Annotated in this window: 27 protein-coding genes; 11 read left to right on the top strand and 16 right to left on the bottom strand. The window is 74.3% G+C overall.

Going from position 1 to position 24,333, the window contains the following annotated elements:
• Window positions 1-64: 64 nt before the first annotated feature.
• From MODMU_RS05570 to MODMU_RS05540, 7 genes are all read left to right on the top strand, one after another.
• A complete protein-coding gene (locus tag MODMU_RS05570) occupies window positions 65-1,012 on the top strand; it encodes a DUF808 domain-containing protein (RefSeq protein WP_014739213.1) in 948 nt (315 codons plus the stop codon).
• 96 nt (window positions 1,013-1,108) lie between these two features.
• Window positions 1,109-1,762: a glycosyltransferase family 2 protein gene (locus MODMU_RS05565; RefSeq protein WP_231851769.1), complete on the top strand. Its 654-nt coding sequence runs from the start codon at window positions 1,109-1,111 to the stop codon at window positions 1,760-1,762.
• A complete protein-coding gene (locus MODMU_RS05560; RefSeq protein WP_041794985.1) occupies window positions 1,759-2,415 on the top strand; it encodes a TIGR04282 family arsenosugar biosynthesis glycosyltransferase in 657 nt (218 codons plus the stop codon). The genes MODMU_RS05565 and MODMU_RS05560 overlap by 4 nt, the downstream gene beginning before the upstream one ends.
• Complete coding sequence (locus tag MODMU_RS05555) at window positions 2,412-3,662, top strand: molybdopterin-dependent oxidoreductase (protein WP_014739210.1); 1,251 nt, start codon at window positions 2,412-2,414, stop codon at window positions 3,660-3,662. Before MODMU_RS05560 ends, MODMU_RS05555 begins: the two co-directional genes overlap by 4 nt.
• Window positions 3,659-4,174 carry a hypothetical protein gene (locus tag MODMU_RS26760; RefSeq protein WP_014739209.1) on the top strand — a complete coding sequence of 172 codons (516 nt, stop codon included), beginning with the start codon at window positions 3,659-3,661 and terminating at the stop codon, window positions 4,172-4,174. Before MODMU_RS05555 ends, MODMU_RS26760 begins: the two co-directional genes overlap by 4 nt.
• A 26-nt stretch (window positions 4,175-4,200) precedes the next feature.
• Window positions 4,201-4,662, top strand: a complete 462-nt coding sequence (locus tag MODMU_RS05545; protein WP_014739208.1) for a DUF2243 domain-containing protein — start codon at window positions 4,201-4,203, stop codon at window positions 4,660-4,662.
• Window positions 4,659-5,381 carry a cytochrome c oxidase assembly protein gene (locus MODMU_RS05540; protein WP_014739207.1) on the top strand — a complete coding sequence of 241 codons (723 nt, stop codon included), beginning with the start codon at window positions 4,659-4,661 and terminating at the stop codon, window positions 5,379-5,381. The genes MODMU_RS05545 and MODMU_RS05540 overlap by 4 nt, the downstream gene beginning before the upstream one ends.
• A gap of 5 nt (window positions 5,382-5,386) precedes the next feature.
• Here MODMU_RS05540 and MODMU_RS05535 read toward each other — a convergent pair whose 3' ends face one another.
• Genes MODMU_RS05535 through dapE form a run of 4 tightly spaced genes read right to left on the bottom strand, consistent with a single transcriptional unit; the run spans window position 5,387 to window position 8,190 of the window.
• Window positions 5,387-5,848, bottom strand: coding sequence for an SRPBCC family protein (locus tag MODMU_RS05535; protein WP_041794984.1), 462 nt, complete (start codon window positions 5,846-5,848; stop codon window positions 5,387-5,389).
• The gene (locus MODMU_RS05530) at window positions 5,841-6,242 is read right to left on the bottom strand and encodes a DivIVA domain-containing protein (RefSeq protein ID WP_014739205.1); all 402 of its coding nucleotides are present in this window, start codon (window positions 6,240-6,242) and stop codon (window positions 5,841-5,843) included. The genes MODMU_RS05535 and MODMU_RS05530 overlap by 8 nt, the downstream gene beginning before the upstream one ends.
• Window positions 6,243-6,244: 2 nt before the next feature.
• Window positions 6,245-7,072, bottom strand: coding sequence for an LOG family protein (locus MODMU_RS05525; RefSeq protein WP_014739204.1), 828 nt, complete (start codon window positions 7,070-7,072; stop codon window positions 6,245-6,247).
• On the bottom strand, window positions 7,069-8,190 hold the full coding sequence (gene dapE, locus MODMU_RS05520) for a succinyl-diaminopimelate desuccinylase (RefSeq protein WP_014739203.1): 1,122 nt from the start codon (window positions 8,188-8,190) through the stop codon (window positions 7,069-7,071). Before dapE ends, MODMU_RS05525 begins: the two co-directional genes overlap by 4 nt.
• Window positions 8,191-8,259: 69 nt before the next feature.
• Here dapE and dapD point away from each other — a divergent pair, with 69 nt between their 5' ends.
• Window positions 8,260-9,246 carry a 2,3,4,5-tetrahydropyridine-2,6-dicarboxylate N-succinyltransferase gene (dapD, locus tag MODMU_RS05515; protein ID WP_014739202.1) on the top strand — a complete coding sequence of 329 codons (987 nt, stop codon included), beginning with the start codon at window positions 8,260-8,262 and terminating at the stop codon, window positions 9,244-9,246.
• 56 nt (window positions 9,247-9,302) lie between these two features.
• Here the strand turns inward: dapD and MODMU_RS05510 are convergent, their stop codons facing one another.
• A complete protein-coding gene (locus MODMU_RS05510; protein ID WP_014739201.1) occupies window positions 9,303-10,430 on the bottom strand; it encodes an alpha/beta hydrolase in 1,128 nt (375 codons plus the stop codon).
• Between the two features lie 122 nt (window positions 10,431-10,552).
• Between MODMU_RS05510 and MODMU_RS05505 the strand changes: the two genes are divergently transcribed.
• Complete coding sequence (locus MODMU_RS05505; RefSeq protein ID WP_051143929.1) at window positions 10,553-11,434, top strand: hypothetical protein; 882 nt, start codon at window positions 10,553-10,555, stop codon at window positions 11,432-11,434.
• Window positions 11,435-11,436: 2 nt separating this feature from the next.
• Here the strand turns inward: MODMU_RS05505 and MODMU_RS05500 are convergent, their stop codons facing one another.
• Together MODMU_RS05500 and MODMU_RS05495 are read right to left on the bottom strand one after the other, a co-directional pair.
• Entirely contained in the window at window positions 11,437-11,901 is a 465-nt protein-coding gene (locus MODMU_RS05500; RefSeq protein WP_014739199.1) for an anthrone oxygenase family protein, read from the bottom strand.
• Complete coding sequence (locus MODMU_RS05495) at window positions 11,898-12,731, bottom strand: Rossmann-fold NAD(P)-binding domain-containing protein (protein ID WP_041794980.1); 834 nt, start codon at window positions 12,729-12,731, stop codon at window positions 11,898-11,900. The genes MODMU_RS05500 and MODMU_RS05495 overlap by 4 nt, the downstream gene beginning before the upstream one ends.
• 81 nt (window positions 12,732-12,812) lie before the next feature.
• On the opposite strand from MODMU_RS05495, the gene MODMU_RS05490 reads away from it, so the two are divergent.
• Window positions 12,813-13,739, top strand: a complete 927-nt coding sequence (locus tag MODMU_RS05490) for an AraC family transcriptional regulator (RefSeq protein ID WP_014739196.1) — start codon at window positions 12,813-12,815, stop codon at window positions 13,737-13,739.
• Here the strand turns inward: MODMU_RS05490 and dapC are convergent.
• Window positions 13,736-14,893, bottom strand: a complete 1,158-nt coding sequence (gene dapC, locus MODMU_RS05485; protein WP_014739195.1) for a succinyldiaminopimelate transaminase — start codon at window positions 14,891-14,893, stop codon at window positions 13,736-13,738. The genes MODMU_RS05490 and dapC overlap by 4 nt on opposite strands.
• A complete protein-coding gene (fdxA, locus tag MODMU_RS28865) occupies window positions 14,890-15,210 on the bottom strand; it encodes a ferredoxin (protein ID WP_014739194.1) in 321 nt (106 codons plus the stop codon). The genes dapC and fdxA overlap by 4 nt, the downstream gene beginning before the upstream one ends.
• A 156-nt stretch (window positions 15,211-15,366) precedes the next feature.
• Here fdxA and MODMU_RS29955 point away from each other — a divergent pair, with 156 nt between their 5' ends.
• Entirely contained in the window at window positions 15,367-16,119 is a 753-nt protein-coding gene (locus MODMU_RS29955) for a GNAT family N-acetyltransferase (RefSeq protein ID WP_014739193.1), read from the top strand.
• On the opposite strand, the gene MODMU_RS05470 is transcribed toward MODMU_RS29955, so the two are convergent.
• The 7 genes from MODMU_RS05470 to MODMU_RS05440 form a co-directional block, all read right to left on the bottom strand.
• Window positions 16,076-16,489 carry a hypothetical protein gene (locus MODMU_RS05470; RefSeq protein ID WP_014739192.1) on the bottom strand — a complete coding sequence of 138 codons (414 nt, stop codon included), beginning with the start codon at window positions 16,487-16,489 and terminating at the stop codon, window positions 16,076-16,078. The two genes, MODMU_RS29955 and MODMU_RS05470, sit on opposite strands and share 44 nt — an antisense overlap.
• Complete coding sequence (gene mshB, locus MODMU_RS05465; protein WP_014739191.1) at window positions 16,486-17,376, bottom strand: N-acetyl-1-D-myo-inositol-2-amino-2-deoxy-alpha-D-glucopyranoside deacetylase; 891 nt, start codon at window positions 17,374-17,376, stop codon at window positions 16,486-16,488. The genes MODMU_RS05470 and mshB overlap by 4 nt, the downstream gene beginning before the upstream one ends.
• 157 nt (window positions 17,377-17,533) lie before the next feature.
• Window positions 17,534-18,598, bottom strand: coding sequence for an ABC transporter ATP-binding protein (locus MODMU_RS05460; RefSeq protein WP_014739190.1), 1,065 nt, complete (start codon window positions 18,596-18,598; stop codon window positions 17,534-17,536).
• Window positions 18,595-19,881 carry an ABC transporter ATP-binding protein gene (locus tag MODMU_RS05455; RefSeq protein WP_014739189.1) on the bottom strand — a complete coding sequence of 429 codons (1,287 nt, stop codon included), beginning with the start codon at window positions 19,879-19,881 and terminating at the stop codon, window positions 18,595-18,597. The genes MODMU_RS05460 and MODMU_RS05455 overlap by 4 nt, the downstream gene beginning before the upstream one ends.
• An 11-nt stretch (window positions 19,882-19,892) precedes the next feature.
• Window positions 19,893-20,858 (bottom strand): ABC transporter permease, encoded by a 966-nt coding sequence (locus MODMU_RS05450; protein ID WP_014739188.1) that lies wholly within the window; start codon window positions 20,856-20,858, stop codon window positions 19,893-19,895.
• Window positions 20,859-20,889: 31 nt separating this feature from the next.
• Window positions 20,890-21,879 carry an ABC transporter permease gene (locus tag MODMU_RS05445; protein WP_014739187.1) on the bottom strand — a complete coding sequence of 330 codons (990 nt, stop codon included), beginning with the start codon at window positions 21,877-21,879 and terminating at the stop codon, window positions 20,890-20,892.
• Between the two features lie 349 nt (window positions 21,880-22,228).
• Entirely contained in the window at window positions 22,229-23,965 is a 1,737-nt protein-coding gene (locus tag MODMU_RS05440; RefSeq protein WP_014739186.1) for an ABC transporter family substrate-binding protein, read from the bottom strand.
• Between the last annotated feature and the right edge of the window lie 368 nt (window positions 23,966-24,333).

Below are 24,333 nucleotides of genomic sequence, written 5' to 3'. Positions count from 1 at the left end.
GGCCCGACCGGCCACCATCCAGGGGCGACGGCACACCGGTGCCGACCGATCAGGAGGACCTCGCGTGGCTGGTGGACTGGTGGCCCTGCTGGACGACGTGGCGGTGCTGGCCCGTGCGGCCGCCGCCTCGATCGACGACATCGGAGCCGCGGCCGGGCGCGCGAGCGTCAAGGCCGCGGGTGTCGTCGTCGACGACACGGCGGTCACGCCGCAGTACGTGCACGGGCTCAACGCCGACCGCGAGCTGCCGATCATCCGGCGGATCGCGCTGGGCTCGCTGCGCAACAAGCTGCTGATCATCCTGCCGGCGATCCTGCTGCTCAGCGAGTTCCTGCCCTGGCTGCTGACGCCGATCCTCATGCTCGGCGGCGCCTACCTCTGCTACGAGGGCGCGGAGAAGATCTGGCACCGGGTGAAGCACCACGAGGACACCCACGCCGCGGTCGAGGAGGCGCTGCCGGACGAGAAGACCATCGTCACCGGAGCCGTGCGCACCGACTTCATCCTGTCCGCGGAGATCATGGTCATCTCGCTGAACGAGGTGGTCGACCAGGGCTTCTGGTCGCGGGCGGTCATCCTGGCCATCGTGGCGGTGGGGATCACCGTGCTGGTCTACGGCGTCGTCGGCCTGATCGTGAAGATGGACGACGTCGGACTGCACCTGTCCCAGCGGTCCAACGGCGGCATCGCCACGCTGGGCCGGGGGCTGGTCAAGGGCATGCCGAAGCTGCTCACCGCGCTCACCGTGATCGGCACCGCCGCGATGCTGTGGGTCGGCGGCCACATCCTGCTGGTGGGCACCGACGACCTGGGCTGGCACGGGCTGTACGACGTCGTGCACCACCTGGAGGAGGCGGCGCACGACGCCACCGGCGCGCTCGGCGGGGTCGTCGGCTGGCTGGTCAACACGTTCGCCAGCGCGCTGCTCGGCCTGGTCGTCGGCGCGCTGATCGTGGCGGTCATGACCGTGGTGCACCGGCGAGGGGCCGGGAAGGGCGCGCCGGCGCACTGACCGCCCGCGAGGGGCTCACCGCCGTCTGACACATCCGGCAGCCGCCCTGCCGACGAAGTCCGGGCGATGACCACCGACCACGGCTACCGTCCGTCCGTGCCGGACGTCGTCTTCCCCTGCCTCGACGAGGCCGGGGCGCTCCCCCAGGTCCTCCCCCGACTGCCCGCGGGCTACCGCGCGATCGTCGCCGACAACGGCTCCACCGACGGGTCCGCCCAGATCGCGCTCGACCTCGGCGCCACCGTGGTGACCGTCCCGCAGCGCGGGTTCGGGGCTGCGGCGCACGCCGGGCTGGAGGCCGCCACCGCCGACGTCGTCTGCTTCTGCGACGCCGACGCCTCGATGGACCCCGCCCAGCTGCCCCGCGTCGCCGGCCCGGTGCTCGCCGGGGAGGCCGACCTGGTGCTCGGCCGCCGCCGGCCCACGCGCCGCAGCGCCTGGCCGGTGCACGCCCGGGTGGCCAACACCGCGCTCGGGCTGATGCTGCGCCGCCGCACCGGCCGGTCGCTGCACGACCTGGGCCCGATGCGCGCCGGCCGCCGGGAGGCGCTGCTCGCCCTCGGCATCACCGACCGCCGCTTCGGCTACCCGCTGGAGATGGTCACCCGCGCCGCCGACGCCGGCTGGCGGATCGTCGAGGTGGACGTCGACTACGCCCCGCGCGCCGAGGGGACGAAGTCGAAGGTGACCGGCACGGTGCTCGGCACCCTCCGCACCATCCGGGACATGCGCGAGGTGCTGGCGCGATGACCCAGCTGCTGGTCATCACCAAGGCGCCGGTGCCGGGCCGGAGCAAGACCCGGCTGACCCCGCCGTGCACGCCCGAGCAGGCCGCGCAGATCGCGGCGGCCGCGGTCGGCGACACCCTGGACACCGTCCGCGGCACCCCGGTGCAGCGCCGGGTGGTCGCGCTGGACGGCGCCCCCGGCGAGCTGGACCTGTCCGGCTGCGTCGTCGTCCCGCAGGTCGAGGGCGACCTGGGCACCCGGCTGGCGCACGCCTTCGCCGACGCCATGGCCGGCCCGGACGGCGACCTGCCCACGCTGCTCATCGGGATGGACACCCCGCAGGTCACCCCGGGGCTGCTCGCCGCGGCCCTGGACCGGCTGGTCACCGCAGGACCGGGGACGGCGGTGCTCGGCACCGCCCCGGACGGCGGCTGGTGGGCGCTGGGCCTGCACGCCGCGGCTGCGGCCCTGGTGCTGCCCGCCGTCCCGATGTCGCGCGAGGACACCGCGGTGCGCACCCGGGCCGCGCTCGAGCAGGCCGGGCTGACCGTGCTCGACCTCCCGGAGCTCACCGACATCGACCACTTCCCGGACGCCGTCTCGGTGGCCGCCGAGTGCCCCGAGGGCAGCCGCACCCGCCGGGTCGTCGCCGACGTGCTGGCGACCCGGACGTGACCTCCGCGCTGGACCGGGTGCTCGGCGCCCGGCTGCCCGCACCCCCGGAGCAGCTGCGCCGCGGCCCGTTCCGGCGCGGCGCGTTCCCCAGCCCGCTGCACTCCGAGCGGCGCGCGGCCCGCACCGGCGCCTTCCTGGGTGCCGCCTTCGCGGTCTGCTTCCTCACCGGGCTGATCAGCCACTGGGTGCAGCAGCCGCCGGGCTGGTTCAGCTGGCCGGCGTCGCCGTCCTGGCTGTACCGGGTCACCCAGGGGCTGCACGTGGCCACCGGGCTGGCCTCGATCCCGCTGCTGCTGGTGAAGCTGTGGACGGTCTACCCGAAGCTCTTCGAGTGGCCGCCGGCCGGGTCGCCGGCCCGCGCGGTCAGCCGGCTGTCGGTGCTGGTGCTGGTCGGCGCGAGCACCATGCAGCTGCTGACCGGCCTGATCAACATCGCCGAGTGGTACCCGTTCGGCTTCTTCTTCACCACGACGCACTACTGGACCGGCTGGCTGGCGATCGGCGCGGTCGCGGTGCACGTGGGCGCCAAGGCCCCGGAGATCCGCCGCGGGCTGGCCCGGCGCGGGTCACCGGGCGCCGCGGCCGGGCTCACCGGGGAGCAGGCCGCCGAGCGCGCGGCCGTGGACGACGCCGCCGAGAGCGGCGGCGTCCCCCGGCGGGCGTTCGTGCTCGCCGCCGGGCTGGGCGTCGGCGCGGTCACCCTGACCACCGTCGGGCAGACGCTCTCGCCGCTGGCGCAGGTGTCGGTGCTCAGCCCGCGCATCCCCGGCGTCGGCCCGCAGGGGCTGCCCGTGCGGCAGACCGCCGCGAGGGCCGGCACCACGGACGTCGGCCCGGACTACCGGCTGGTGGTCGAGGGGCCGCGCCGGCTCGAGCTGTCGCTGGCCGACCTGCAGGGGTTCCCGCAGCGCACCGAGCGGCTGCCGATCACCTGCGTGGAGGGGTGGAGCTCGAACGCCACCTGGTCCGGCGTCCGGCTCGGCGACCTGCTGGAGGCGGCCGGGCTGCCGCGGGACTCCGAGGTGACCGTCGAGTCGCTGCAGACCGGTGGGCTGTACCGGGTGTCCACGGTGTCGGCACCGCACGCCCGCAGCCCGCGCACGCTCCTCGCGCTGCGGCTCGACGGTGCGGAGCTCGCGCCCGACCACGGCTACCCGGTGCGGCTGATCGCCCCCAACCGGCCGGGCGTCATGCAGACCAAGTGGGTCACCCGGGTGGCCCCGGGCCGCGGCGGGATCGGCGCGTGAGCCTCGCCGACGAGGCCGGCCGGGCCACCGACGACCGGGCCGCCGGGCTCGACGACCCCTACGCCTCGGACCCGCGCCGGCCGGCGACGAGCGCGCTGACGCCCTGGTGGCGCTGGCTGTTCCTGCTGCCCGGGCTGGCCGCGGTGGTCTACGGGGCGCACGGGCTGCTCACCGCGGGCGGCCGGGTCCCGCTGGCCTCCTGGCTGACCTGGTTCGTCGGCAGCGCGCTGCTGCACGACCTGGTGCTCGCGCCGGTCTGGATCGGGCTGGGCTGGCTGTCGACCCGCCTGCTGCCGCGCGCGGCCCGCCCCCCGGTGGTGGTGGCCGCCGCGGTCACCGGGGTGCTGACCCTGGTGGCACTGCCGTTCGTGCTCGGCTTCGGCGCCGACCCGGCCAACGACTCGTTCCTGCCCCGCGACTACGGCCGGGACCTGCTGCTGGTCGCGCTGGCCGTGTGGGTGGTCGCCGCGGTCTGGGCCGTCGTCGCCGTCCGGCGGTCCCGGGTTCCCTGACCGCCGGCCCGGGTAGCCCGCTGCCCGTGAGCGCACCGCAGACGGTCCCGGGCAGCCGCCGGCGGCTGGTGGTCTCCGGGCTGCTGCTCGGCGCGGGGGCGATGGGCGCGGTCGACGAGATCGTGTTCCACCAGCTGCTGCACTGGCACCACTTCTACGACCGGGCCTCGGGCACCGCCGGCCTGGTGTCCGACGGACTGCTGCACGCGGCCACCTGGTCGGCCACCGTCGCCGGGCTGGCCCTGCTCGCCGACCTCCGCCGGCGGCAGGCGTTCGACGCCCTGGCCTGGTGGGGCGCGGTGCTGCTGGGCGCCGGGGGCTTCCAGACCTGGGACGGCGTGGTCGACCACAAGCTGCTGCGGGTCCACCAGGTGCGCTACGGCGTCGACCTGACCGGCTACGACCTGCTCTGGACCGGCGGGGGCGTGCTCCTCGCGCTGGTCGGGGCGCTGCTGCTGCGGCGCGCCCGCGCGCGGCCCGCCCGGTGACCTGGCTGCTCGCGGCGGCGGCCGCGGCGCTGTACGTCGCCGCGGTCGCGCGCGACCGGCGGTCCTGGCCGGTCGGCCGGACGGCGAGCTGGCTGCTCGGCTGCGGCTGCGTCGTCGCCGCCCTGACTGGCCCGCCGGCGGCGGCGCACACGGACCTGCACGCCCACATGGCCGGTCACCTGCTGCTGGGCATGGTCGCGCCGCTCGCCCTGGCCCTCGCCCGGCCGGTGACGCTGCTGCTGCGCGTGCTGCCGGTCGGCGCCGCCCGGCGGGTGAGCCGGCTGCTGCGCTCCGCGCCGGCCCGGCTCCTCACCGACCCCTTCGTCGCCACCGGCCTCAACGTCGCGGGCACCTGGGTGCTCTACCGGAGCGGGCTGCTGATGGCGGCGATGCACTCCCCGGTCCTGCACCTGCTGGTGTCGGCGCACGTGCTGCTCACCGGGTGGCTGGCGACCACCGCCGTCCTGGCAGTGGAGCCCATCGCGCACCGGCGCGGGGTGGTGGCCCGCGCCGTCGCCCTCGCCGCCGGGATGGCCGCGCACGACGTGCTGGCGAAGTCCCTCTACGCCGCTCCCCCCGCCGGCTTCACCGAGGCTGAGGCCGGGGCGCAGCTGATGTACAACGGCGGCACGGTGGTGCACCTGGCGGTGGCGGCGCTGCTGTGGCGGCAGTGGTACGTCTCGCGGGAGGCGGTGCGGGCCGCGACCGTGCCGGCCTGACCGGCTCAGCCCCGGTGGTCGCGGGCGAACCGGGCGAACCGGCGCAGCGAGAAGCGCACCCCGGCCGACATCAGCGGCCGGACCAGCGGCCAGCCGGCCCGGCCGAGCGCCCCGAGCGGCAGGTCCAGCCCCTCGGTCCAGACGAACGTCGAGCCGCCACCGGCGCGCGGCCGCACCTCGAAGGTGCCGGTGCCGCGGACCACCCGGCCGGTGTGCCGGACGTCGACGCGGCGCGGGTGCTCCCACGCGGTGATGAGCATGGTGTCCAGCACGCCGACCCGCCGGAGGCCGGGCAGCTTGACCCCGGTCACCGCGGACAGCCGGCCACCGACGCCCTGCCCGTCGCCGTCCACCGCCCGGACGTCGGTCAGCGCCATCCACTCGCCCTGCCGGTCCCAGTCCACCAGCGCCGCCCAGACCTGCTCGGGCGGTGCGTCCACGTCGACCTGCTCGATCAGCTCAGGCACCGGTCCGGTCCTCCTCGTCGACGGCGGGCACGGGGACGCCCTCCGGGTCGGTGTCCTCGGCGTCGGACCGCGCCGGGTCGGGTGGGACGGCGGCGGCCGGCCGGTCGGTGCCCGCCCGGAGCCGGGCGATCTCGGCGTCCCGCTCGTCGAGGACCTGCGCCAGCTGGTCGACCAGCCAGTCGACCTCGCTCATCCGGTACCCGCGGAGGGCCACCGAGATGCGCAACGCCCGGACGTCGTCCCCGACCACCGGCCGGTCGTCGGGCAGCTCCACCGGCGAGCGGCCCACCTCGGCGGGTGGCTGGGTCTCCCCCCGGCCGAGCAGCAGCGACGCACCGAGGAAGAGCAGCCCGCCGACCACCAGCAGACCGAGGACGAAGACGACGCCGGCCACGGTCAGTCGTCGACGGTCAGCGGGTCGGGCACCGCGTCGCCGGGCGGCGGCTCGTCGGCGTGCTGCGCCCGGGCGGCGTCCGCGGCCTGGATGAGCGCGACCGCCTCGGCGACGTCGTCGGTGACGTGCAGCAGCTCCAGGTCGGCCTCGCTGACCGTGCCCTGGGCCAGCATCGAGGTGCGGATCCAGTCGACCAGCCCCGACCAGTAGGCGGAGCCGAACAGGATGACCGGGAACCGGGTGACCTTGCGGGTCTGGACCAGGGTCAGGGCCTCGAACAGCTCGTCGAGGGTGCCGAAGCCGCCGGGCAGGATCACGAACGCCTGTGCGTACTTGACGAACATGGTCTTCCGCACGAAGAAGTAGCGGAACAGGATGCCGACGTCGACCCACTCGTTGAGCTCCTGCTCGAACGGCAGCTCGATGCCCAGCCCGACCGACATGCCGCCGGCGTCGCAGGCGCCCTTGTTCGCCGCCTCCATCGCGCCGGGGCCACCGCCGGTGATCACCGCGTAGCCGGCCTCGGCGAGCGCGGCGCCGAGCTGGACGCCGACCTCGTAGTACTCCGAGCCCCGGGGGGTACGGGCACTGCCGAACACGCTCACCGCGCGCGGCAGCTCGGCGAGCAGGCCGAAGCCCTCCACGAACTCGGACTGGATCCGCAGCACGCGCCACGGGTCGGTGTGCACCCAGTCACTCCCACTGCGCCGGTCGAGCAGCCGCTGGTCGGTCGTCGTCCCCTCCGCGGCGGGGTCCGTCCCGCCACCGCGGGTGGTGATCCCCCCGCGGTGCCGGATCGGCCGGCGGCGGTGACCGTCGTCGCTCGTCATGCGTCACTCCCGCTGAGGTAGGCGATCAGGGCGTCCTCGGCCGGCTGCAGCCGGTCGGTGCGGACGTGCTCGTCGACGGTGTGGGCCAGGTTGGGGTCGCCCGGTCCGTAGTTGAGGGCCGGGATGCCGAAGGCGGCGAACCGGGCGACGTCGGTCCAGCCCAGCTTGGCCCGCGGCGGCTGCCCGACCGCGGCGACGAAGTCCGCCGCCGCCGGCTCGGACAACCCGGGCAGCGCACCCCCGGAGGAGTCGGTGAGCTCCAGGGTGACCCCGGCGGCCAGCGCGTCGGCGAAGACCTCGCGGACGTGCGCCAGCGCCTGGTCCTCGTCCCGGTCGGGCGCGAAGCGGAAGTTGACGGTGATCCGGCACTCGTCGGGGACGACGTTGCCGGCGACCCCACCCTCGATCCGCACCGCGTTGAGCCCCTCCCGGTAGGTGAGGCCGTCGATCTCCACCTCCCGGGCGGCGTACCCGGCGAGGGTGGCCAGCACGCCCGCCGCGCCGTGCACGGCGTTGACGCCCAGCCAGGAGCGGGCGCTGTGCGCGCGCCTGCCCGGCACGGTGAGCACCACCCGCAGGGTGCCCTGGCAGCCGCCCTCGATGACCCCGTCGGTGGGCTCGAGCAGGACGGCCAGGTCGCCGTACAGCCAGCCGCGGCGCTCCCGGGCGACCCGCCCCAGCCCGTTGCGGACCGCCTCGACCTCCTCGTTGTCGTAGAAGACGAAGGTGAGGTCGCGGGCCGGCTCGGCACCGGGGACGCCGAAGCGCGCCGCCAGCCGGAGCATCACCGCGTCACCGGCCTTCATGTCGCTGGTGCCGCAGCCGTAGAGCCGCTCCTGGCCGTCGACGCTGTCCAGCCGGCTGGGCAGGTTGCCGGCGACGGGCACCGTGTCCAGGTGCCCGGCGAGCACGATCCGGGTGTCCCGGTCCAGGTTCGTCCGGGCCAGCACGGCGTCGCCGACCCGCTCGACCTCGAGGCCGCCGAGCCCGCGCAGCGCCGTCTCGACGGCGTCGGCCAGCGACCGCTCGTCCCCGGACACCGAGGGGACGTCGACGAGCCGGCGGGTGAGGGTGAGGACGTCGGCGGTCAGGTCGAGCTCGGGCAACGGGTCGCTCACGCGGCCGAGTCTAGGAGGACCGGGTCGTCCCTCCCCGGGCCGCCACGGCCCCTGGGTACCGTGCACGCCGTGACGAGCGCAGAGCAGACCACCGGTGCCAACGGCGTCGGGCTGGCCACCCTGACCGCCGACGGGACCGTGCTGGACACCTGGTACCCCACCCCCGCGCTGAGCAGCGCCGACCAGGGCGAGACCGGTACCCAGCAGATCGGCGTCCTGGAGCTGGAGGGGCTGCTCGGCCCCGACTACTCCGGCCTGGTCCGCAGCGACGAGGCCCGCGGGGTGCAGGTCATCGCCGTCTCCACGACGATCGCCGACCTCTCCGCCCCGCCGGTCGACGCGTACGACGTCTACCTGCGGCTGCACCTGCTGTCCGCCCGGCTCGTCCGGCCGCGCAGCATCGACCTGACCGGCGTCTTCGGCCTGCTCGCCAACGTCGCCTGGACCAGCGCCGGCCCGGTGCTGGCCACCGAGCTGGACGCCGTCCGCGCCCGGACCCGGGTCGCCGCCGGCGGGCACCTCACCGTCTTCGGCGTGGACAAGTTCCCGCGGATGGTCGACTACGTCGTCCCCGCCGGGGTCCGCATCGCCGACGCCGACCGGGTCCGGCTGGGCGCGCACCTGGCCGAGGGCACCACCGTCATGCACGAGGGCTTCGTCAACTACAACGCCGGGACGCTGGGCCCGTCGATGGTCGAGGGCCGGATCAGCGCCGGGGTCGTCGTCGACGCCGACTCCGACATCGGCGGCGGCGCCTCGATCATGGGCACGCTGTCCGGCGGCGGCAAGCAGGTCATCTCGATCGGCAAGGGCTGCCTGCTGGGCGCCAACGCCGGCATCGGCATCTCCCTCGGCGACGGCTGCGTCGTGGAGGCCGGCTGCTACGTCACCGCCGGGTCCAAGGTGGTCCTGCCCGACGGGTCCTCGGTCAAGGCCGGCGAGCTCTCCGGCCGCGACGGGCTGCTCTTCCGCCGCAACTCGGTCAGCGGCGCCCTGGAGGCCCTGCCCCGCAACGGCGACTGGGGCTCCCTCAACGCCGCCCTCCACGCGAACTGAGCCACGCGTGTGCTTTTGCGCGCGAAAGCACACGCGGTTTCGCGCGCGAAAGCACGTCAGAGGTCGTCGGGGCCGGGGGTCTCGGGGGTGTTGGACGGGGCCAGGGCCGGGTGGGTGAGGTGCTCCAGCAGCGCGACGGCGAACTCCTGCGGGCGCTCGACGTGCGGTGAGTGCCCCACCCCGGGCAGCAGCACCTCGCGGTAGCTCCCGCCGCTGGCGGCGTAGCGGTCGAGGACCGAGCGGGTCTGGGTGACCATCGGCTGGGCCGGGAACACGGCGTCCCCCGGCCAGCCCGGGACCGCACCGAGCGACCCGAGGTGCGCCAGGTCGAAGACCGAGGCGTCGGACACGATCGCGTCGGCGTCGCCGCGGACCCACAGCACCGGCGGCCGCACCGGCAGCTCGGTGATCGCCGACAGGTCCAGCACCGTCGGCGCCATGGTGTTCAGGACGCCGCGCTCCCCCGGCGCCGTCCCGGGCCAGTCCGACGTCGCCACCGCATCGCCCGGGTAGTGGTCGGCGCCGGTGCGGGTGGTGAGCATCGAGCCGACGAAGACGTCCTCCAGCTGCGGGTCCAGCGGCAGCGAGCCCGGCGCCACGTAGAACGCGCGCAGCACCGACCGCGGGCTGGACGGCGAGTCGGCCGAGGTGTCCCCTGCGGCCAGCGCGGCGACGAAGTCCGGGTTGGCGGCGCCGGCACCGGAACCGGTGCCGTCGGGGTGCACCCGCTGCCCGTCGTGGCCGACCGTGCCGCCGAAGCCGTAGGGCGACACCGGCGCCACCAGCGCGACGGAGGCGACCCGGGCCGGGTCGTCGAGCAGCCGCTGGAGGACGACGCCCGCGCCCATGCTCCAGCCGACCAGGTGCACGCGGTCCAGGCCGAGCGCGTCGACGAGGGCGCCGAGGTCGTCGGCCCAGTCCCGCACCCCGCGCCGGGCGTCGACCGGCAGCGGGTCGGTGCCGCCGAAGCCGCGCAGGTCGACCGCGAGCGGTCGCCAGCTCGGGTCGAGGGTGAGCAGCTGCGGCTGCCAGAACGCCGCCGAGCTGACGTTGCCGTGCACGAAGAGCAGCGCGTCGCCGCCACCGGAGGGGTCGACCCCCTCGGCGTGCAGCACCTGCTGGGTCAGCCGGGCGGTGGGCACCGCGGTCGCGGCGATCCCCGGGAGCAGCAGGTCAGTGGGCATGGGCGGGCTCCCCGTGGTCGTGCCGGGACCGCTCCCGGCGTCCGGGGCAGGGTAGTGCGGGCCGCCGCGCGGGGACAGCGAGTCCCCGGCCGCCCGCGCTCCCCCACCTACCATCGACCACGATGGCGAGCACCCCGGTCGTGAGCCGCCGGCCACCGGTCCGGCCCGCCCGGCCACCGGCGCGCCGGCGCCGCCGGGGTCCGGGCCGGTCGCTGGTGCCGTTCGCCGTGCTCGCGGTGCTGATCGCGGTCGTGGGGCTGACCTGGCAGCACCGCACGGACGACGAGGCGCCGGCGCGCGCGGCCGGCTGCTCGGTCCCCGGCTCCGACCTGGCGCTGACCACCGAGCAGAGCGCCAACGCCGCGACCATCGCAGCCGTGGCCCGCTCCCGCGGGCTGCCGCCGCGGGCCACGGTGATCGCGCTGGCCACCGCCCAGCAGGAGTCCCGGCTGCGCAACCTCGACTACGGCGACCGCGACTCCCTCGGGCTGTTCCAGCAGCGGCCCTCGCAGGGCTGGGGGTCCCCGGAGCAGGTCCAGGACCCGGTGTACGCGGCGGGGAAGTTCTTCGACCACCTCGTCGAGGTGCCCGGCTGGGAGACCGGCGACCTGACGACCGTCGCAGACGCCGTGCAGCGCAGCGCGTTCCCGCTCGCCTACCGGCAGTGGACCGGGATGGCGGAGAGCCTGGCCCCGGTGCTCCTGTCGGACCAGCCCGGCCAGTTCTCCTGCAGCTTCACCCCGGCTGCCGGCGTCGCCCCGGTGGCCGAGCGGGCTCCCGCGATCACCGACGCGGTGCGCCGGGAGGCCGGCACGCCGACCCTGGAGGACGGCGTGGTCTCGGTGGCCGGCGCGGGCTGGCCGGAGGCGAGCTGGGCGGTGGCGCACGCCGAGCGGTTCCAGCTCACCGCCGTGGTGATGGACGGCTGGCGGTGGACGCCGGGCTCGGGCTGGGAGACCACCCCGAGCGCCTTCGCCCTGCCCCTCCAGCTTCACCTCGACTGAGCTCACTCCGCACCGACCAGGACGACGACCAGCAGCGCCGCGGCGGCCAGCGACGCCACCGCCCGCACCGTGTTCCACGCCGTCCACTGGCGCAGGTAGTCCGTCCACTGGGCGACCGCCGTCCCGTCGGCCCGGGCCAGCGCGTCGTTGAGCGGCACGTTCGCCAGCACGGTCACCCCGACGACGCCGACCAGGTACACCCCCACCCCGACCAGCACCGCCGGCCGGCGACCGCCGGCGAGTTCCCAGCCGCCGACGACCAGGCACAGCAGCGCCGTCCCGAACAGCAGCGTCATGAACACCGGCCGCACCGCGGTGCGGTTCACCGACTGCATGGCGGCGATGCCAGTCGCCCCGGGCAGCGCCTTGAGGGCCGGCATCACCATCAGGCTGAAGACGGCGAAGGCCCCGGCCACGAGGGCCGCACCGAGCCCGGTCGCCAGCAGGACGACGCCGCGGACGCTCACGCCCAGCACCCCGACGCCGCGCTGCGCCGCACCGCGGTCGCCAGGTCGGTGGGCGGGCGCCCGAGCACCTGCTGCACGCCGTCCGTCGTCCGGGAGTTGCGCCCGTCGAGCACCTCGGTGAACAGGTGGGCCAGCAGGTCCAGGACGTCGTCCGGCACCCCGTCGGCGGCCAGCGCCGCCCGGAACGCGGCCGGCGGCACCTGCTGGAAGGTGACCGCCCGACCCATCGCCGCGGCGCACTCCCGCACCGCCTCGGCGAAGCCGAGCGCACGCGGCCCGGTCAGCTCGTACGTCCGGCCCGCGTGGCCCTCCTCCAGCAGGGCCGCGACCGCCGCGTCGGCCACGTCGTCGGCGTCCAGGAACGGCTCGACGACGTCGCCGACCGGCAGGGCCAGCTCCCCGGCCTGCAGCGAGGGGGCGAACTGGCCCTCGGTGAAGTTCTGCACGAACCAGCTGCACCGCAGCACCGTCAGCTCTACCCCGGCGCTGTCGGCGACGGCCCGCACCGCGCGCTCGGCGGCCTGCGCGCCCGGCTCACCGCGGCCGGAGAGCAGCACGACCCGCCGCACCCCGGCGGCCGCCGCGCTCTCCGTGAAGGCCGCCAGGGTGTCCGCGGCCCCCGGCACGGCCAGGTCCGGCGCGTAGGTTAGGTACAGCCGGGTCGCCCCGGCCAGCGCCGGCGCCCAGGTGCTCGGCTCCTCCCAGTCCAGCATGCAGGCGCTGTGCCGTGAGGCCACCCGCACCTGCGCCCCCCGCGCCGCCAGTCGCTCCACCACGCGGCGACCGGTCGTACCGGTGCCGCCCGTCACCAACGTCAGCTCTCGTGTCATGGACCCAGTCCAGCGGTCCGCGTCGAGACGGGCCATCGTCGAGACGCCCGAGGACATGCGCGAGCGTCTAGGTTCGGCATCGTGGACGCCGTGGCCGCACTGCTGAACGGCCCGCGGGCCAGCGGCGCCTTCCTGCTGCGCTCGGTGCTCCGCGCCCCCTGGTCGATGCGGATCGCCGACGAGGCGCCGCTGACGGTGCTGGCCGTGCTCCGCGGGACGGCGTGGGTGCTCATCGGCGGGCGGGCCGAGCGGCTGGGCACCGGCGCCGTCGCCCTGCTGCGCGGACCGGAGCCCTACACGGTGGCCGACGACCCGGCGACGGCCCCGCAGGTGGCGATCGGGCCGGGCCAGGTGTGCACCCCGCTGGGCGCCGCGGTGATGGCCGGCCTCGGCACCCGCGCCTGGGGCAACGACGCCGACGGGGAGACCACCCTGCTGACCGGCACCTACACCGTGCCCGGCGCCGTCGGCGAGCGGCTGGTCCGGGCGCTGCCAGCGCTGGTCGTCGTCCCGCCCGACGAGGCCACCGCCGCGGTCACCGGGCTGCTGGCCGCGGAGATGGCCCGGGACGCCCCCGGCCAGGAGGCGGTGCTGGACCGGCTGCTCGACGTCGCCCTGGTCAGCGCGCTGCGGGCCTGGGCCGCCCAGCCCGGCACCGGTGCACCGGGCTGGTACCTGGCGCACGGCGACCCGGTGGTGGGTCCCGCGCTCCGCCTGGTGCACGACCGCCCGGCCGAACCGTGGACGGTCGGCTCGCTGGCGTCCGCGGTCGGGGTCTCCCGGGCCACGCTGGCCCGGCGCTTCACCGACCTCGTGGGCGAGCCCCCGATGAGCTACCTCACCGGCTGGCGGATCGCGCTGGCCGCCGACCTGCTCGCCGACCCCGCGCTCACCGTCGCCGGCATCGCCCGGCGGGTCGGGTACGCCACCCCGTTCGCGCTCAGCACGGCGTTCAAGCGGGTCACCGGGGTCAGCCCGGCCGGCCACCGCGCCGCGGCGAGCTCTTAACGGCCCCCCTGCAGGGGCCCGCCGTGAGCCTGCGAACGGCGGGGGGCAGGGGGGTCCTTCATCAGCCGCTCCACGGCGGCGTCGATCCGCTCGTCGGTCGCGGTGAGCGCCATCCGCACGTGCCGGCTCCCGGCGGGCCCGTAGAAGCTGCCCGGCGCGGCCACGATCCCCCGGCCGGCGAGCCAGTCGATCGTCGTCCAGCAGTCCTCGTCGCGGCTGACCCAGAGGTAGAGCCCGGCCTCGGAGTGGTCGACCCGAGCACCCGACGCCCGCACCGCGGCGGCCAGCCTGTCCCGGCGGCGGCGGTAGCGCTCCCGCTGGACGGCGACGTGCGCGTCGTCGGCCAGCGCGGCGGCCATCGCCGCCTGCACCGGGGTGGGCACCAGCAGGCCGAGGTGCCGGCGGACCTCCCACGCCCGGCGGACCAGCGCCGGGTCGCCGGAGAGCAGGCCCGCGCGGTAGCCGGCCGCCGTCGACTGCTTCGACAGCGAGTGCACGGCCAGCAGGCCGGTGTGGTCGGCGCCGGCGACGTCGGGGTGCAGCACCGAGCGCGGGACGACGTCCCAGCCCAGCTCGATGTAGCACTCGTCGGCCACGACCGGCACCCCGTGCGCCCGTCCCCAGGCGACCCACGCCCGCAGCTCGTCGTCGGTGAGCACCCGGCCGTGCGGGTTGCCCGGCGAGTTGAGCCAGACCAGGACGGCGTCGCCCGGGTGGGCCGGCGGGGTGTCGGTGCGCAGCACCTGCAGGCCTGCGACGACCGCGCCCACCTCGTAGGTCGGGTAGGCGACCTCCGGGAGGACCACCGTGCCGGACCCCTGCAGCCCGAGGAGCGTGGGCAGCAGCGCCACCAGCTCCTTGGAGCCGACCGTCGGGATCACCGACGGGTCGGCGCCGAACGGGTCGGCCAGCTGCACCCCGAGCCGCCGGGAGAGCCAGCCGGCCGCCGCCCGCCGGACGTCGGCGGTGCCCAGCGCCGTCGGGTAGCCCGGGGCGTCGCCGGCCGCGGCCAGCGCATCACCCAGCAGCGGCGGGGTGGGGTCGACCGGCGTGCCGATCGAGAGGTCGACGACGCCGTCGGGGTGCTCGGCGGCGCGGGCACGCGCCGGGGCCAGTGCGTCCCAGGGGAAGTCCGGCAGCCGGACCGTGCTCACTCGCCCTGGGGGGGCAGGGCCGCCACGAGCGGGTGGTCCTTGTTGATCTTGCCGGTCTTGGCGGCGCCGCCGGGGCTGCCCAGGTCGGAGAAGAACTCCACGTTGGCGTTGTAGAAGTCCTTCCACTTGTCCGGGACGTCGTCCTCGTAGTAGATGGCCTCCACCGGGCAGACCGGCTCGCAGGCGCCGCAGTCCACGCACTCGTCGGGGTGGATGTAGAGCATCCGGTCGCCCTCGTAGATGCAGTCCACCGGACACTCGTCGATGCACGCCTTGTCGAGGACGTCGACGCAGGCCTGGGTGATGACGTAGGTCACGGGTTCCTCCGGGGCGAGTTCCCTGGCTGACCAGGGGCGTGTTCGATCACCGCAAGTATCACCCGTGGGCTCCTCGGTCGGCGCGACGGGTGGGCGGGACACGACCGACCGGGGGCCGGTGGCTGCCAGCGGTGGGCGGAGCCGGAGGATCACCGCATGGGACAACGCCGCTCACCGCTGGGCGTGGAGGACCTCGAGCGGGTGGCCGCGCGCGGCTGGCGGGCCCTCGAGGAGGGCTCGCTGGGCGGGTGGCTGCTGCGCGCCGGTGGCGGGTTCACCGGGCGGGCCAACTCCGCGCTGGTGGTCGGCGACCCGGGGGTGCCGCTGCCGGCCGCGGTCGACGCCGTCGCCCGCTGGTACGACGAGCGCGGGCTGCGGCCGGCCGCCCAGCTGCCGGGCGTGCGGTCCCGCGCCGCCGACGCGGCGTTCGCCGCGGCCGGCTGGGAGCGGGACGAGGACACCCTGGTCCTGACCGCGCCGGTCGGCGGGCCGCAGGAGGTCGACGTCCCGGTGGAGCTGGCGGCGTCCCCCGACGAGGCCTGGCTGACCGGCTACCGGTACCACGGGGACGCGCTGCCGCCGGTCGCCGTCGCCGTGCTCACCAGCGCCGAGGACGCCGTGTTCGCCTCGGTGCGGCTGGCGCCGGCGCCCGCGCCGCTGGCCGCGGTGGCCCGCGGCGTCCTCACCGACGGCTGGCTGGGGGTCACCGCGCTCACCGTCGCCGAGGAGCACCGCCGGCAGGGGCTGGCCACCGCGGTGATGGCCGCGCTGCAGGGCTGGGCCGCCGGTCGCGGTGCGCACTCCGTCTACCTGCAGGTGGTCGGGACCAACACCGCAGCGCGGGCGCTCTACCGGCGGACGGGCTTCATCGAGCACCACCGCTACCACTACCGGCGCCGGGTGGGCTGACCGGAGCGCTCAGCACCCGGCCGACCGCGAACGCCGCGGCGAGGACGCCGAGCAGCAGGAAGGCCAGGACCAGCGTCGAGGTGAGGGTGTCCCCGCCGGGCAGCAGCAGGTCGCCCTCGGGACGGCGCATGGTCGCGCCGAGGGCGATCACCAGCCAGACGGCCGCGGGCAGCACGGCGACCAGCCGCGACCCGGACAGCCGCCAGGCCGCCGTGACCAGCAGCAGGTTCCCGACCACCGCGGCGGGCAGCGAGACCGGCACCGGGACGCCGCCGAGGCGCCACGGCAGCCAGAGGACCTCGACCACGGCCAGCCAGGCCGCGACCACGACGGCGGCGACCGCCCAGCCGAGCAGGTGCAGCGCCCTCATCCGGGCAGGCCGGCGAACAGGTCGTCCTCCCAGCCCTGCTCCCCCGGTCCGGCCGGGCCGCGGGCGCCGCGGACCAGGCGGTAGTACTCGGTGCCCAGCACCTCCTGACCGAGGTTGTTGGACAGCGCGAAGAACGGGCCGTCGACCATGATCTGGGTCGGGTGGGCGCGCATCGCCGCGTCCTTCCGGGCTGCGTGGGCCCGCCCGTCGACCACGGTGGTCACCACGTCGTCGGAGACCATGAACGGCACCTCGTCGAGGTCGCCGAGCCCCTCGAAGGGCGAGGCCTCGCCGAGCGCGGCCATCGCGTCGATCCCGGCCTGGACGACCGACCGCGGCATGGCGTTCCAGTAGACCTTCGCGACCTCCCAGGCCTCGCCGAGGTCCGGGCGGTACGCGGGGTCGGCGGCCGCCTCGACCGCGGCCATGGCGACGCGGTGTGCCTGGATGTGGTCGGGGTGGCCGTAGCCGCCGACCTCGTCGTAGGTGACCAGCACCTGCGGGCGGACCTCCCGGACGACGGCCACCGCGTGCGCGACCGCCTCGGCGAGGTCGGCTCGCCAGAAGGCGCGGGGCTTGTCGTTGGCCGGGGTGTCCATCATCCCGGAGTCCCGGTAGCGGCCCGCGCCGCCGAGGAACCGATAGTCGGTGACCCCCAGGGCGGCCATCGCCGCGGCGAGCTCGCTGATCCGGTAGCCGCCGAGCTGGTCGGCCTGGGCGGCCTCGAGCTGCGCCAGCTCGGGGACCAGGACCTCACCCTCCTCACCCAGCGTGCAGGTGAGCAGGGTGACCGCGGCACCCTCGGCGACGTAGCGGGCCATGGTCGCCCCGTTGTTGATCGTCTCGTCGTCCGGGTGGGCGTGCACGAGAAGGAGCCGGCGGTTCACATTGCGATCCTGCCGGATCGCACCGCGGCCAGTTGCCGTGCCCCCGGTCCGGTGAGCCGCTTCGTCGATCGTCGGCGGAGACCCTCCGGGCCTCTCACCGACGCTCGACAGTCCTCCGGACGCCCGTGGTCACCCGCGCCCGTCGGCCTCCGCACTCCTACAACACACTTTGGACCTCGGCGTAGTGGCAGGCGTTGAGGTGCCCGGCACCCCGGTCGGCGAGGGCCGGGTCCTCGGTCAGGCACTTCTCCCGCTGCCCGTCGGTGAGCACGTTGGCGAACTTCTGGCAGCGGGTGCGGAACCGGCAGCCCGAGGGCGGGTTCGCCGGGCTGGGCACGTCGCCGGAGATGATGATCCGCTGCCGGGCGCGCTCGCGGCGCGGGTCGGGCAGCGGGATCGCCGACAGCAGCGCCTGCGTGTACGGGTGCGCCGGCCGCTCGAACAGCTCGTCGCGCTCGGCGATCTCCACGATCCGGCCGAGGTACATGACCGCGACCCGGTCGGAGATGTGCCGGACGACGGACAGGTCGTGGGCGATGAACAGGTAGCTCAGGCCCAGGGAGTTCTTCAGGTCCTCCAGCAGGTTGATCACACCGGCCTGGATGGACACGTCCAGCGCGGACACCGGCTCGTCGAGCACCAGCACCTTCGGCTGCAGGGCCAGCGCGCGGGCGATGCCGATCCGCTGGCGCTGGCCGCCGGAGAACTCGGCGGGGTACCGGTTGGTGTGCTCGGGGTTGAGCCCGACGGTCTCGACCAGCTCCCGCACCCGGCTGCGCAGCTCCTCGTTGCTCTTCGTCAGGCCGTGGATGATCAGCGGCTCGGCGACGATGTCGAAGACCGGCAGGCGGGGGTTGAGCGAGGCGTACGGGTCCTGGAACACCAGCTGGATGTCCCGGCGCAGCGGGCGCATCTGCTTGCGGTTGAGCCCGACGATCTCCCGGCCCTGGAAGACCACGGACCCGCCGGTGGCCGGCTGCAGGTTGAGGATGGCCCGGCCGGTGGTCGACTTGCCGCAGCCGGACTCCCCGACCAGACCGAGGACCTCACCCGGGTAGAGGTCGAGGTCGACGCCGTCGACGGCCTGGACCGCCCCGACGGTGCGCTTGATCAGCCCGCCGCCCTTGATCGGGAAGTGCTTCTGCAGGCCGCGCACGCTGAGGATCGGCTCCCCGCGACCCGCCGCCCCGCTGCCGGTGCGCTCCGTGGTGGGGGCGCTCATGCCCGGTCTCCGTCCGTCGTGCCGCGGTGGCTGCTGATGACGCTGCCGGTGTCGGGGACGTCGGCAGCCGGTTCGGTCTGGTCCGGCGGCGGGGCGTCGCCGGCGGTGGTCTCGCCGCCGGCCTCGCCGAGGGCGAGGTCGGTGGGGATGGCGTCCCCGGCCAGGACGGCGTCTGTCGCCGTCTCGCTGAACACCTCGGCGGCGTGGCCGTGCGCCCGCTCCACCTGCTCGGTGCGGATGCAGGCCGCCTCGTGCCCGGCCCCGACCTGGAACAGCGGCGGCTCGGCCGCGTCGCACTCGGCGATGTGCAGCGGGCAGCGCGGCGCGAACGGGCACCCGGGCGGCATGTTCACCAGCGAGGGCGGCGAACCGAGGATCGGGGTCAGCCGCTCCCGGGTGGGGGCGTCCAGCCGGGGCAGCGAGCCGAGCAGGCCGAGCGTGTAGGGCATCCGCGGCTCGTAGTAGATGTCCTCGACGCTGCCGATCTCGACCGGCCGGCCGGCGTACATGACCAGGACCCGGTCGGCGATGCCGGCGACGACGCCGAGGTCGTGGGTGATCATGACCATCGCCGCGCCGGTCTCCTGCAGCGCCGTCTGCAGCACCTCGAGGATCTGCGCCTGCACGGTCACGTCCAGCGCGGTGGTCGGCTCGTCGGCGATGATCACCTCGGGCTGGTTGGCCATCGCGATGGCGATGACCACGCGCTGGCGCATGCCGCCGGAGAACTCGTGCGGGTAGGAGTTCACCCGGTCGCCGGCGTTCGGGATGCCGACCAGCTCGAGCAGCTCGACCGCTCGGGTCTCGGCGGCCTTCGACGACAGCGACTTGTCGTGGATCCGCAGCGTCTCCTCGATCTGCGCCCCGACCTTGTAGACCGGGTCCAGCGAGGTCATCGGGTCCTGGAAGATCATCGAGACGCCCTTGCCGCGGATCCGCGACATGCTGCGGTCGCCCTGCCCGAGCAGCTCCTGGCCGCGGTACTTGACCGAGCCGGTGACCCGGGCGGAACCCGGCAGCAGGCCCATGACGGCCAGCGAGGTGACCGACTTGCCCGAGCCGGACTCGCCGACGATGCCGAGCACCTCACCGGAGCGCAGCGTGTAGTCGACACCGCGGACGGCGTGGACCAGGCCGTCGTCGGTGGGGAACCGGACGTTGAGGTCGGTGACCTGCAGCAGCGGTGCGGCCGCGTCGAAGCCGGGCAGGCTCTGGGTGCGACCGCGGCTGATCGTCCCGGTGGAGGAGACGGCGGTCGCGCCGGTGGTCCCGGGGGTGGACATGGAACTCCTTCTCAGGCCCGCACGCGGCGGTTGCTCGGGTCGAAGGCATCCCGGATCCCGTCGCCGATCAGGTTGATCGACAGCACGATGATCAGCAGGAGGATGCCGGGGAAGTAGAAGAGCCACGGGCGGGTCGACGCGGCCTGCACGCCGTCGGAGACCAACCGGCCCAGCGACGTGGCGTTCGGGTCGTTGACACCGAAGCCCAGGTAGGTCAGCGACGCCTCGAGGATGATCGCGGTCGCCGCGGCCAGCGTCGTCCAGACGATGAGCGAGCCGAGCGCGTTCGGGATCAGGTGCTTGAAGATGATCCGGCCGTTGGAGGCACCGAGGGAGTGCGCCGCCTCGACGTACTCCTTCTCGCGCAGCGAGAGGAACTGGCTGCGCACGATGCGCGCCAGGTCCAGCCAGCCGAACAGGCCCAGGATGATGCCGACCCCGAGCGGGGTGCGGGAGCCGGGGAAGTTGCTGGCGACCACGATCAGCACGACCAGCAGCGGCACGGTGAGGACCAGGTCGACCACGCGCATCAGGACGGAGTCGACCCACTTGCCGAAGTAGCCGGCCAGGGCTCCGACGAGCAGGCCCAGCGGCAGGGCGATGACGACGAACAGCAGCACGATGAACAGCGACCGCTGGACGCCGGACATCAGGCCGGCCAGCAGGTCGCGGCCGATCGCGTCGCTGCCCAGCAGGTAGCCCTGCGTGCCGGGCGGGACGGACTGCGCGCTGGAGTTCAGGTCGGAGTAGGACTTCCCGTCGAGCAGCGGGCCGATGAAGCCGAAGACCAGCAGCAGGCCGAAGACGACCAGCCCGGTCATCCCGACCTTGTTGTGCAGGAAGCGGCGGACGATCTGCTGCCGCTGGCTGCGGGCCTTGACGGTGAACTCGCGCTCGACCTCACCGCTGCCCTGCGGGGCACCGGGAACGGCCGGCTGCACGCCGCCGGCGGTGGTGCTGGCGTGGGTGGTGGCCATGGTGGTCTCTCTCTCTGAGGGGGTCGGCCGCTCAGGCCAGCCGGATCCGTGGGTCGAGGACCGCGTAGAGGATGTCGGCCACGAGGTTGAACAGGACGACGAAGACCGCGCTGACCAGCAGCCAGCCGAGCACGACGTTGATGTCGTTCTGCCCGATGCCGTCCTGGATCAGGTACTCCCCCATGCCGTGCCAGACGAACACCTGCTCGGTGATGATGGCGCCGCCGAAGAGGGTGCCGATGCCGAGGGCCACCACCGTGGTCAGCGGGATCAGCGCGTTGCGCAGCCCGTGCTTGAGCACGGTGCGCCGGTAGGTGAGGCCCTTGGCCCGCGCCAGGCGCATGTAGTCCGAGCCGAGGACGTCGAGCATCGACGCGCGCTGGAACCGGCTCCACGCGGCGAAGGTCAGCAGCGCCAGGCTGAGCGTGGGCAGCACGAGGTGCCCGAGCCGGTCCTGCCAGAGCTCCCAGCCGCTGGCGTACAGCGACAGGCCCGGTGTCTCCTCGCCGAGGGTGTAGACCACCTGACTGCCGACCAGGTCGTTGATCCCGCCGGCCACGAACTCCTTCAGCAGCGCGGCGAACCAGAAGGTCGGCAGCGCGATGAGGATGTAGGCGATGAAGGTGAACGTGTAGTCCGAGGGCTTGTACTGCCGGACCGCGCCGATGACGCCGACGATGATCGCCAGGATGACGGCGATGACGACCGCGCCGATGATCATCCGGCCGGTCACCATCAGCCGCGGCCCGAGCTGCTCGGCCACCGGGGTGCCGTTGACGGTCTGCCCGAAGTCCCCGGTGAGCACCCCGGAGAGCCAGTTCCAGTACCGCACGAAGAAGTTGTCGTTCAGCCCCAGCTGCTCGCGCAGGTTGTCGAAGAACTCCGGCGGCGGTGGGGGGTTGCGGTTGTAGTACTTGCTGAGCGGATCGAAGCTGGTGGCGCAGAGCGTGAACACCAGGAACGAGCTCACCAGCAACACGAGGACCGACGCCAGGATGCGCCGGATCGTGAAGAAGAACATGTGGTGACCTTACGCCGACAGCGGAAGTCGTCCGGGCGGAACGACCAGTGCAGCGAACACTCTGGACCAGCTCCCCGCAGCTCCTGCGGAGCCCCCCTGCGGAGGCGCGGGGACGGCCGCACCGACGCGCACACGGCGGTCATCGGCGCGACACAGCGGTGTCACATCGGGCCCGGACAGACCACGGCCCCCGGGGGGTGCCCGGGGGCCGTGGCTGCCGGCGGGCCGGCACCGCCGGAGCGGTGCGGGGCCGGGCTACAGGTGGTTCCCCGCCGTGCCGGGCAGGTGCGCGGCACGGCGGGTGGTGCGGTGCTTCGGGCGGTTCAGCGCCGTCGGGGAGCCCGACGGGTCACTGCACCGTCCAGGTGGACGCGTTCCACAGCGGGCCGGCCTGCGTCGGGTTGTCCTCGACGCCGCCGGTGGTGCTGGTGTAGGCGATGTAGGTCGGCTTCTGGTACAGCGGCAGGGTCGCCATCTGCTCCCAGAGGGCCGAGTCGATCTCGTTGCCGGTCGCCGCGACGGCCGACTCGTCGGTCTCGGTCAGCCACCGGCCGAGCAGGGTGTCGATCTCCGGCGACCCGACCCGCGAGTAGTTCTGCTGGACGGCACCGCCGGCGCCCTCGGGCGACTGGTAGATCGGCGGGGTCGAGGAGATGAACGGGCTGCCGACCCAGGCGAACAGGGCGACCTGGAAGCCACCGGCGACGAGGCTGGTGGGCTTGTCCGGGCCGGCGAAGATGTCCGGGTTGGCGTTGAAGACGCCCTCGATGCCGGCGGCCTTCAGCTGCGGGATCATGACGTTGATCGTCTGCTCGCGCAGCGGGTTGTTGGCCGTGGTGTCGATCTTGAACGACAGCCGCTGGGCGCCCTTGGCGTAGATGCCGTCGGAACCCAGGGTGTAGCCGGCCTGCTCGAGCAGCGCCTTGGCACCCGCGACGTCCACCGACTTGTACTGGTCGGGGGCGTTGTCCTGGTACTGCGACTGGTTGTTGAGCCAGATGCGGTTGTTCAGGACCTGCGCGTCGGAGGAGAACTGGCCGACGGTCTGGTCGACGATCTCCTGCCGGTCCAGCGCCATCGCGAAGGCCTGGCGCACCCGCACGTCGCTCAGCTGCGGGTCGGTGGTGTTGAAGTCCAGGTGCTCGAACGTGATGCCGAAGTTCACGTCGCTCTCGACGTTCGGCGCCAGGTCGTCGACCTGACCGACGAGGTCCAGCTGGGGCTGCGGGTAGATGACGTTCAGCTCGCCGCTCTTGAGCGCCTGGACCTGGGCCGTCGGGTCGTTGCCGACACCCTGGATGACCAGCTGCTCGAGCTTCGGCTTGTCACCCCAGTAGTTCTCGTTCGGGGTGAGGACGACGATCTGCTGACCGTTGTTGATGTTGGACTTCTTCAGCTGCCACGGGCCGCCGGAGATGTCCTGGGGCAGACCGTCGGCGATCGGCCAGCCGGTGCTGATGTAGGCACAGTTGGCCTCGGGGCTGCCCTGGTCCATCACGTGGGCGGGGAAGACCGGGCTGTTCGAGCCCGAGAAGAGGGCCTTCCAGTCCGCGAACGGGGAGAGCGTGACCGTCACGGTCTTGCCCTCGTCCGAGCCCTCGACCGAGGTGATCTTGTCGTAGCCGGTGGTGCTCAGCAGCGTCTCGCAACCGCCCGCGGCGGGGTCGGAGGACTTCTGGATGTTCCAGCTGTACTCGAAGTCGTCGGCCGTGATCGGCTCGCCGTCGCTCCAGTTGGCGTCCGGGTTGATCTTGTACGTGACCGTCTGCACGTCGCCGTTGACCTCGGAGGTCGGCTCCTCGGTCAGCAGCTGGTCGTCGTACTTCAGCGAGAAGTCCGGCTGGACGAGGTACGCCTGCGGGAGCAGCTGCGCCTCGATGTTCGCCACGGACGTCGCGTTGCCGGCCGAGATCAGCGGCATCAGGTTCTCGGGCCAGTCGGTCGCCTCGCCGTAGACCACGCGGCCGGAACCGGAACCGCCGTCGTCCCCGCCGCCGCTGTCGCTACCGCCACCGCACGCCGACAGGGCCATCGCACCGGTGACCCCGGTGGCGATGAGCACTGCGCTGCGCTTGCTCAACTTCACGTTCGATTGCCTCCTCGACCCGCACGAGCGGGGGGAACGTCCATGTCCGACCACCCCCGGGATCGGGGGGCGGCCTGGCTGCTGCCTGACCACACCCTGGCAGGCGACCGTCGGGAGACCGTCCTGCAGGGCGCGACGGACCGACATTAGGCAGGCACCGGAGACCCGTCGAGGACCGTCACCATTTTGTGACCCCACCTCAGGAATGCCGCCACACGGCCGGAACATTGCCGCAACAAGGGCCCTTCCGCCGAAGAGTTTCCGGTCCAGCGGCAGCCGCCCGGGAAGAGGTGATCACGCTGTCACCCTCACAGGCGACATCGCGTGTGCCCCGCCCTCACGCTGGGCACAACTCCTCTGACATCCAC

It is taken from the genome of Modestobacter italicus, from assembly GCF_000306785.1.
Lineage (GTDB): Bacteria > Actinomycetota > Actinomycetes > Mycobacteriales > Geodermatophilaceae > Modestobacter > Modestobacter italicus.
The sequence above is the reverse complement of the archived record's forward strand: the minus strand, read 5'-3'. Positions and strand labels throughout refer to the sequence as shown.

Excerpts from the sequence above, each read along its gene's own strand:
- MODMU_RS05560 (WP_041794985.1), top strand. The coding sequence starts at position 1,759 with ATGACCCAGCTGCTGGTCATCACCAAGGCGCCGGTGCCGGGCCGGAGC.
- MODMU_RS05525 (WP_014739204.1), bottom strand. The coding sequence starts at position 7,072 with ATGACGAGCGACGACGGTCACCGCCGCCGGCCGATCCGGCACCGCGGG.
- MODMU_RS05510 (WP_014739201.1), bottom strand. The coding sequence starts at position 10,430 with ATGCCCACTGACCTGCTGCTCCCGGGGATCGCCGCGACCGCGGTGCCC.
- MODMU_RS05505 (WP_051143929.1), top strand. The coding sequence starts at position 10,553 with ATGGCGAGCACCCCGGTCGTGAGCCGCCGGCCACCGGTCCGGCCCGCC.
- MODMU_RS05495 (WP_041794980.1), bottom strand. The coding sequence starts at position 12,731 with ATGACACGAGAGCTGACGTTGGTGACGGGCGGCACCGGTACGACCGGT.
- MODMU_RS29955 (WP_014739193.1), top strand. The coding sequence starts at position 15,367 with ATGGGACAACGCCGCTCACCGCTGGGCGTGGAGGACCTCGAGCGGGTG.
- MODMU_RS05470 (WP_014739192.1), bottom strand. The coding sequence starts at position 16,489 with ATGAGGGCGCTGCACCTGCTCGGCTGGGCGGTCGCCGCCGTCGTGGTC.
- MODMU_RS05460 (WP_014739190.1), bottom strand. The coding sequence starts at position 18,598 with ATGAGCGCCCCCACCACGGAGCGCACCGGCAGCGGGGCGGCGGGTCGC.
- MODMU_RS05455 (WP_014739189.1), bottom strand. The coding sequence starts at position 19,881 with ATGTCCACCCCCGGGACCACCGGCGCGACCGCCGTCTCCTCCACCGGG.
- MODMU_RS05450 (WP_014739188.1), bottom strand. The coding sequence starts at position 20,858 with ATGGCCACCACCCACGCCAGCACCACCGCCGGCGGCGTGCAGCCGGCC.
- MODMU_RS05445 (WP_014739187.1), bottom strand. The coding sequence starts at position 21,879 with ATGTTCTTCTTCACGATCCGGCGCATCCTGGCGTCGGTCCTCGTGTTG.